Origin of the sequence: Pseudomonas sp. KCJK9058 (assembly GCF_046230975.1) — a bacterium.
Lineage (GTDB): Bacteria > Pseudomonadota > Gammaproteobacteria > Pseudomonadales > Pseudomonadaceae > Aquipseudomonas > Aquipseudomonas alloputida.
In genome coordinates, this window is record NZ_JBJJLR010000089.1 from 1 (window position 1) to 7,685 (window position 7,685).

Annotated in this window: 8 protein-coding genes; 7 read left to right on the forward strand and 1 reads right to left on the reverse strand. The window is 62.5% G+C overall.

What is annotated here, in order from left to right; translation table 11 throughout:
* Window positions 1–256: 256 nt before the first annotated feature.
* The 7 genes from ydcS (at window position 257) to ACK59Z_RS25525 (ending at window position 6,453) form a co-directional block, all read left to right on the forward strand.
* Window positions 257–1,408 (forward strand): putative ABC transporter substrate-binding protein YdcS, encoded by a 1,152-nt coding sequence (gene ydcS / locus ACK59Z_RS25495; RefSeq protein ID WP_003252185.1) that lies wholly within the window; start codon window positions 257–259, stop codon window positions 1,406–1,408.
* A 150-nt stretch (window positions 1,409–1,558) separates the two neighbouring features.
* On the forward strand, window positions 1,559–2,590 hold the full coding sequence (locus ACK59Z_RS25500) for an ABC transporter ATP-binding protein (RefSeq protein ID WP_014860534.1): 1,032 nt from the start codon (window positions 1,559–1,561) through the stop codon (window positions 2,588–2,590).
* Between the two features lies 1 nt (window position 2,591).
* Window positions 2,592–3,503, forward strand: a complete 912-nt coding sequence (locus tag ACK59Z_RS25505; protein ID WP_003252181.1) for an ABC transporter permease — start codon at window positions 2,592–2,594, stop codon at window positions 3,501–3,503.
* Entirely contained in the window at window positions 3,493–4,299 is an 807-nt protein-coding gene (locus tag ACK59Z_RS25510; protein ID WP_003252179.1) for an ABC transporter permease, read from the forward strand. The genes ACK59Z_RS25505 and ACK59Z_RS25510 overlap by 11 nt, the downstream gene beginning before the upstream one ends.
* A 17-nt stretch (window positions 4,300–4,316) precedes the next feature.
* Window positions 4,317–5,741: a gamma-aminobutyraldehyde dehydrogenase gene (locus tag ACK59Z_RS25515; RefSeq protein ID WP_108190462.1), complete on the forward strand. Its 1,425-nt coding sequence runs from the start codon at window positions 4,317–4,319 to the stop codon at window positions 5,739–5,741.
* A 128-nt stretch (window positions 5,742–5,869) separates the two neighbouring features.
* Complete coding sequence (locus tag ACK59Z_RS25520; RefSeq protein ID WP_076403670.1) at window positions 5,870–6,124, forward strand: type II toxin-antitoxin system HicA family toxin; 255 nt, start codon at window positions 5,870–5,872, stop codon at window positions 6,122–6,124.
* On the forward strand, window positions 6,121–6,453 hold the full coding sequence (locus ACK59Z_RS25525) for a type II toxin-antitoxin system HicB family antitoxin (protein WP_003252175.1): 333 nt from the start codon (window positions 6,121–6,123) through the stop codon (window positions 6,451–6,453). Before ACK59Z_RS25520 ends, ACK59Z_RS25525 begins: the two co-directional genes overlap by 4 nt.
* Window positions 6,454–6,521: 68 nt before the next feature.
* On the opposite strand, the gene ACK59Z_RS25530 is transcribed toward ACK59Z_RS25525, so the two are convergent.
* Window positions 6,522–7,628 (reverse strand): NADH:flavin oxidoreductase/NADH oxidase, encoded by a 1,107-nt coding sequence (locus ACK59Z_RS25530; RefSeq protein WP_108190463.1) that lies wholly within the window; start codon window positions 7,626–7,628, stop codon window positions 6,522–6,524.
* Between the last annotated feature and the right edge of the window lie 57 nt (window positions 7,629–7,685).

Below are 7,685 nucleotides of genomic sequence, written 5' to 3' on the forward strand. Positions count from 1 at the left end.
CGGATTTGAGGAGTTGATCAAGCAAGCCCCGGGTATTCATTCGCGTGTCTCCACGTAAGAAGATTCAAACGCCAGAGTAAGGCTTGGCCGAGCACACGCCATGCAGGGATTTGCTTCAGGATGTTGCGTTAGCTGGCAAAAAGCCAACTAGACTCGATATCGCCAATACCTCGCACTCACGCACTACGCTTATAACAATTGCTTCACTGCTTGCCTCATGACTGCCCGAACAAGATCGCCAAGAAGAGGGAACACCATGTCAGTGCACAAGACCGCATTGCTCGGCGCCACCACCTGCGCCATGCTGGCCAGCGCCAGCCTGCAGGCCGCCGAAGCGCCCAAGGCCCTGGGGGCCGGCGAGGGGCGCCTGGACATCGTCGCCTGGCCCGGCTACATCGAACGCGGTGAAAGCGACAAGGCCTACGACTGGGTGACCGGTTTCGAAAAGGAAACCGGCTGCAAGGTCAGCGTGAAAACGGCCGCCACCTCGGACGAGATGGTCAGCCTGATGACCAAGGGCGGCTATGACCTGGTCACCGCCTCGGGCGATGCATCGCTGCGGCTGATTGCAGGCAAGCGCGTACAGCCGATCAACACCGCCTTGATCCCCAACTGGAAAACCATCGACCCGCGCCTGCAGAACGGTGGCTGGTATGTGGTCGACAAGCAGGTGTACGGCACGCCGTACCAGTGGGGGCCAAACGTGCTGCTGTACAACACCAACACCTTCAAGCAGGCACCCACCAGCTGGAGCGTGGTGTTCGAGCCGCAGAACCTGCCCGACGGCAAGCCAAACAAGGGCCGCGTGCAAGCCTATGACGGGCCGATCTACATCGCCGATGCAGCGCTGTACCTGAAGTCGGCCAGGCCCGAACTGGGCATCAAGGACCCGTACGAACTGAACGAGGCACAATACAAGGCCGTGCTGGAATTGCTGCGCCAGCAACAACCGCTGATCCACCGCTATTGGCATGACGCCACGGTCCAGATGAGCGATGTGAAAAACGAAGGCGTGGTTGCCTCCAGCTCCTGGGGCTACATGGTCAATGGCCTCAAGGCCGAGAACCAGCCAGTGGCCTCGACCATTCCCAAGGAGGGCGCGACCGGCTGGGCCGACACCACCATGCTGCACGCCGAGGCCAAGCACCCCAATTGCGCCTACAAATGGATGGACTGGTCGTTGCAACCTAAGGTGCAAGGCGATGTGGCGGCCTGGTTCGGCTCGTTGCCGGCTGTGCCGGCGGCGTGCACCGGCAGCGAGCTGCTGGGGGCCGAGGGCTGCAAGACCAACGGCTTCGACAACTTCGACAAGATTGCCTTCTGGAAAACACCGCAGGCCCAAGGCGGCAAGTTCGTGCCTTACAGCCGCTGGACCCAGGACTACATTGCGATCATGGGTGGTCGCTGAGGTTGTCTGAATGCCTGTACCGGCCTTTTCGCGGGCAAGCCCGCGCCCACAGGTTCTTCACCGCCTGCAAGGGTGGCGCTCCACCTGTAGAAGCGGGCTTACCCGCGAAGAGGCCGGCACAGGAGACATATTCATACCTGGAGTCCACGCATGCCCCTAGCCGTCCAGTTCACCCAGGTTTCCCGCACCTTCGGCGAGGTCAAGGCCGTCGACCAGGTCAGCATCGACATCATCGATGGCGAGTTCTTTTCCATGCTCGGCCCTTCCGGCTCGGGCAAAACCACCTGCCTGCGCCTGATCGCAGGCTTCGAGCAACCCTCCAGCGGCTCGATCCGCATCCAAGGGGTCGAGGCCGCTGGCCTGCCGCCCTACCAACGTGACGTCAACACAGTGTTCCAGGACTATGCGCTGTTCCCGCACATGAACGTGCTGGACAACATCGCCTATGGCCTGAAGGTAAAAGGCGTGGGCAAGGCCGAACGCTACAGCCGCGCCGAAGAAGCCCTGGCCATGGTGGCCTTGGCCGGCTATGGCGCGCGTAAGCCGGCACAGCTGTCTGGCGGCCAGCGTCAGCGCGTGGCCCTGGCCCGGGCGTTGGTCAACCGCCCGCGGGTGCTGCTGCTCGATGAGCCACTGGGCGCGCTGGACCTGAAATTGCGCGAGCAGATGCAAGGCGAGCTGAAAAAGCTGCAACGCCAACTGGGCATCACCTTCATCTTCGTCACCCACGACCAGACCGAAGCACTGTCGATGTCCGACCGGGTCGCGGTGTTCAACCGCGGCCGTATCGAACAGGTCGACACCCCGCGCAACCTGTACATGAAGCCCAGCACAACCTTCGTCGCTGAATTCGTTGGCACGTCCAACGTGGTGCGTGGCGAGCTGGCCATGCAGCTCAACGGCAGCCCTGCGCCCTTCTCCATCCGTCCCGAACACATTCGCCTGGGCGACCCGGTAGTGACCAGCCATGAGGTACAGGTCAGCGGCGTGCTGCGTGATGTCCAGTACCAAGGCAGCGCCACACGCTACGAACTGCAGCTGGAAAACGGTCAACTGCTGGCAGTAAGCCAGGCCAATGACCGCTGGCAAAAGCAGGTGCAGGCCTGGCAGCCGGGGCAACGCCTGCAGGCGCACTGGCCCCGCGAAGCCATGACAGTGCTGCAGGAAACCGAGGGCCGCTGAGATGAGCACACTGCGCGCCCTGTCCAACCTGCTGTACCGGCGCCCCAACCTGTACCTGGCACTGCTGTTGATCCCGCCGCTGACCTGGTTCGGCGCGATTTACCTGGGTTCGCTGCTGAACCTGCTGTGGCAGGGCTTCTATACCTTCGACGACTTCACCATGGCGGTGACCCCGGACCTGACCCTGGGCAACTTCGCCGCACTGTTCAACCCGTCGAACTTCGACATCATCCTGCGCACCCTGGGCATGGCGGTGGCGGTGTCGCTGGCCAGCGCAGTACTGGCCTTCCCCATCGCCTATTACATGGCGCGTTACACCAGCGGCAAGACCAAGGCGTTTTTCTACATCGCGGTGATGATGCCGATGTGGGCCAGCTACATCGTCAAGACCTATGCCTGGACCCTGCTATTGGCCAAGGGCGGTGTGGCCCAATGGTTCGTCCAGCAGTTGCACCTGGACGGCCTGCTGCAGGCGGTGCTGGCCGTGCCGGGCGTGGGCGGCAGCACGCTGTCGACTTCGCACCTGGGGCGCTTCCTGGTGTTCGTGTACATCTGGCTGCCATTCATGATCCTGCCGATCCAGGCCTCGCTGGAGCGCTTGCCACCGTCGCTGCTGCAGGCTTCAGCCGACCTGGGCGCACGGCCGGGGCAAACCTTCGTGCAGGTGATCCTGCCGCTGTCGATCCCCGGCATCGCCGCCGGCTCGATCTTCACCTTCTCGCTCACCCTGGGCGACTTCATCGTGCCGCAGCTGGTCGGGCCGCCCGGCTACTTCATCGGCAGCATGGTCTATGCCCAGCAAGGGGCGATCGGCAACATGCCGATGGCCGCCGCGTTCACCTTGGTGCCCATTGTGCTGATCGCGGTATACCTGGCCATCGTCAAGCGTCTGGGGGCCTTCGATGCACTCTGAAAAAGCGTCGGCAGGGCTGCGCCTGGCGGCCTGGGGCGGGTTGCTGTTCCTGCACTTCCCGATCCTGATCATCTTCCTGTACGCCTTCAACACCGAAGACGCGGCGTTCAGCTTTCCGCCCAAGGGCTTTACCCTGAAGTGGATCGACGTGGCCTTTGCCCGGCCCGATGTGCTCGAGGCAATCAAGCTGTCGCTGCAGGTGGCTTGCCTGGCCACTTTGATCGCACTGGTGCTCGGTACGCTGGCCTCGGCGGCGCTCTATCGGCGCAGCTTCTTCGGCAAGGAGAGCATTTCGCTGGTGCTGATCCTGCCCATTGCCCTGCCAGGCATCATCACCGGCATCGCCCTGCTCTCGGCGTTCAAGACGCTGGGGATAGAGCCCGGGGTGTTCACCATCGTAGTCGGCCACGCCACGTTCTGCGTGGTGATCGTCTACAACAACGTGATCGCCCGCCTGCGGCGTACCTCGCAAAGCCTGATCGAAGCCTCGATGGACCTTGGTGCCGACGGTTGGCAGACCTTCCGCTACATCGTCCTGCCCAACCTCGGCTCGGCGCTGCTGGCGGGCGGCATGCTGGCCTTTGCCTTGTCGTTCGATGAAATCATCGTCACCACGTTCACCGCCGGCCATGAGCGCACCCTGCCGATCTGGCTGCTCAACCAGCTCAGCCGCCCACGCGACGTGCCCGTGACCAACGTTGTCGCCATGCTGGTGATGCTGGTGACCATGCTGCCGATTCTTGGCGCCTATTACCTGACCCGTGGCGGAGACAGCGTCGCGGGCGGTGGAAAATGACCCTGGAGGAGTCCCCGATGCAAACGCAGATGCTGATCAATGGCCAGCTGATCGCTGGCCAAGGCCCGGCCTGGACCGTGCTCAACCCGGCGCTGGGCACTGCCCTGGCGCAGATCAACGAAGCCACCGAGGCACAGGTAGACAGCGCCGTGCGCGCTGCCGACCAAGCCTTCGACAGCTGGTCGCAAACCAGCCCTAAAGAACGTTCGCAGGCCTTGCTGGCGCTGGCCGACGCCATCGAAGCCCATGGCGATGAACTGGCCCGGCTGGAATCGCAGAACTGCGGCAAGCCCCTGAGCGCTGCACTGAATGACGAGATCCCGGCGATTGCCGACGTGTTCCGTTACTTTGCCGGTGCTGCGCGCTGCCTGGGCGGCTCGGCGGCAGGCGAGTACCTGCCGGGCCACACCTCGATGATCCGCCGCGACCCGTTGGGCGTGGTGGCGTCCATCGCGCCGTGGAACTACCCGCTGATGATGCTGGCCTGGAAGATCGCCCCGGCCCTGGCTGCCGGCAACACCGTGGTGATAAAGCCATCCGAACTGACGCCACTGACGGCCCTGCGCCTGGGCGAGCTGGCCCAGGACTTGCTACCGCCGGGGGTGCTGAACATTCTCTTCGGCCGCGGCCAGACGGTCGGCAACCCGTTGATAACCCATCCCAAGGTGCGCATGGTGTCGCTGACCGGCTCGATCCCCACCGGCGCGCACATCATCAGCGCCACCGCCGACAGCGTGAAACGCATGCACATGGAATTGGGCGGCAAAGCGCCGGTGCTGGTGTTCGATGACGCAGACATCGATGCCGCCATCGACGGCATCCGCACCTTCGGCTTCTACAACGCTGGCCAGGACTGCACCGCAGCCTGCCGCCTGTACGTCCAGGACGGGATCTACGAGCGCTTCGTCGAACGCCTGGGTAAAGCCGTAGCCAGCCTCAAGCCGGGCTTGCAGGAGTCTGAAGAAACCGAACTGGGGCCGCTGATCAGTGCCCAGCACCGCGACAAGGTCGCCGGGTTGGTGCAGCGGGCCATCGCCCAGCCGCACATTCGTCTGGTAACCGGTGGCAAGCCGATAGCGGGCGATGGCTTTTTCTTCGAGCCTACCGTGCTGGCCGACGCCCTGCAGGACGACGAGATCGTGCGCAACGAAGTGTTCGGCCCGGTGGTTTCGGTCACCCGCTTCACAGACGAAGCGCAGGCGCTGCAATGGGCCAACGACTCCAACTACGGCCTGGCTTCATCGGTATGGACCCGCGACACCGGCCGCGCCCACCGCCTGGCGGCGCGCTTGCAGTATGGCTGCACCTGGGTGAACACCCACTTCATGCTGGTCAGCGAAATGCCCCATGGCGGGCAGAAGCATTCGGGGTATGGCAAGGACATGTCGATGTATGGGCTGGAGGACTACACCTGTGTGCGGCATGTGATGATCAAGCACTAAGTGCTCGCGTTGACCGAGGGGCTTGAATGCCCCTCGGCCAACGTCTCAGAATTTTCCTTCAACCGTGATCTACTCCCTCCTACTGTACGTTCATTGAGCTCTCTTGATTGGTATCATAATCTGATACCATGAATAATCATCAGCAAGCCACACTTGAAGCATTACTTAAAAGGCCGGTTCCCAGAACACTGGAGTGGGCGCGGGTGGAGTCTCTGCTGGTATCGCTGGGTGCCAGGGTCATAGAAGGAAGAGGATCACGGGTTCGCTTTGAACTCAATGGAGCAGTGGCAACCTTCCACCGCCCTCATCCGGACAGGCACGCCAAGCCCTATCAACTAAGAGACGCCCGCCAGTTCATTGAGCAGGCAGGAGTATTACCATGAATGTAATGACTTACCGCGGATACGCCGCTCGTATCGAATACAGCGATGAAGACCAGTTGCTGATCGGCCATGTCGCCGGTATTCGCGACGTGATAGGTTTTCATGGCGAATCGATCAGTGAGTTGCGCCAGGCATTTGAAGAAGCCGTTGACGATTATCTTGAGACTTGCGAACGCCTTGGGCGGGAACCGCAGAAAACGTATTCCGGCAAACTCAGCCTACGCCTTGAGCCTACCCTTCACGCCAGTGTGGCGGCCAAGGCCGAGCTGGCTGAAAAAAGCATCAACCAATGGGTAAGCGATATTCTCAGCAAGGCTGCCTATAGCTGAACCCAGGGCCGCTTTGCGGCCCTTTCGCGAAACACGGCCGCTCCTGCAAGGGCCGCGCAAGGCATGGGTCAGTCGCGCAAATCTGACTCGTGAATCGGGTTGGCGCGGCTGGTCGCACGCTGGTATTGCGCAGGCCAGGTGGCCTTGTTGCCGCCCAGGTCGTCGTCGGCATGCAGAGGCCAGTACGGGTCGCGCAACAGTTCGCGGGCGAGGAAGATGATATCGGCCTGGCCGGTTCGCAGAATGTGCTCGGCCTGGGCCGGTTCGGTGATCATGCCCACGGTGCCGGTGGCGATTTCCGATTCCTTGCGCACGCGCTCGGCAAAGCGGGTCTGGTAGCCGGGGCCGGTGGGGATCTCGGCGTTGACCGAGGTGCCACCAGAAGAAACATCGATCAGATCCACGCCCAAACTCCGCAGGCGGCGTGCCAGTTCGACGGTTTCATCCGGATTCCAGCCATCCTCCACCCAATCGGTAGCCGATACCCGCACGAACAGCGGCAATTCGGCAGGCCAGGCCTTGCGCACGGCCTCGACCACCTCCAGGGTCAGACGGATACGGTTTTCGAAGCAACTGCCATAGTGGTCACGGCGCTGGTTGCTTAGCGGTGACAGAAACTGGTGCAGCAGGTAGCCATGGGCAGCATGGATTTCCACCACCTTGAATCCAGCCTTCAAGGCGCGCTCGGTCGAGGCGACGAAGGCGGCGATCACCTCCTGGATCTCGTCCTGGCTCAACTCGCGTGGCGGAGTGTGCTGCGGATCGAAAGCGATCTTCGACGGCCCCACCGGCTGCCAGCCGCCCTCCTCCAGTTTGACGCTGCCTTGTTTGCCAAGCCACGGGCGGTAGGTACTGGCTTTGCGCCCCGCGTGGGCCAGCTGGATGCCAGGCACGGCCCCCTGGGCACTGATGAAGCGGGTGATGCGTTGCAACGGCGGGATCTGGGCGTCGTCCCACAGGCCCAGGTCTTCGGCAGTGATACGGCCATCGGCGGTCACCGCCACGGCTTCAGTGATTACCAGGCCGGCGCCACCGACGGCGCGGCTGCCTAAATGGACGAGATGCCAGTCGTTGGCCAAGCCATCGACGGCTGAATACTGGCACATTGGTGACACGGCGATGCGGTTGGGCAAGGTCAGCTGACGCAGGGTGTAAGGCTCGAGCAGCAGGCTCATGAGGGCACCTCCCAAGGACTCCAATGGTGATCCGGCCTGGACACTCAATTACACGTC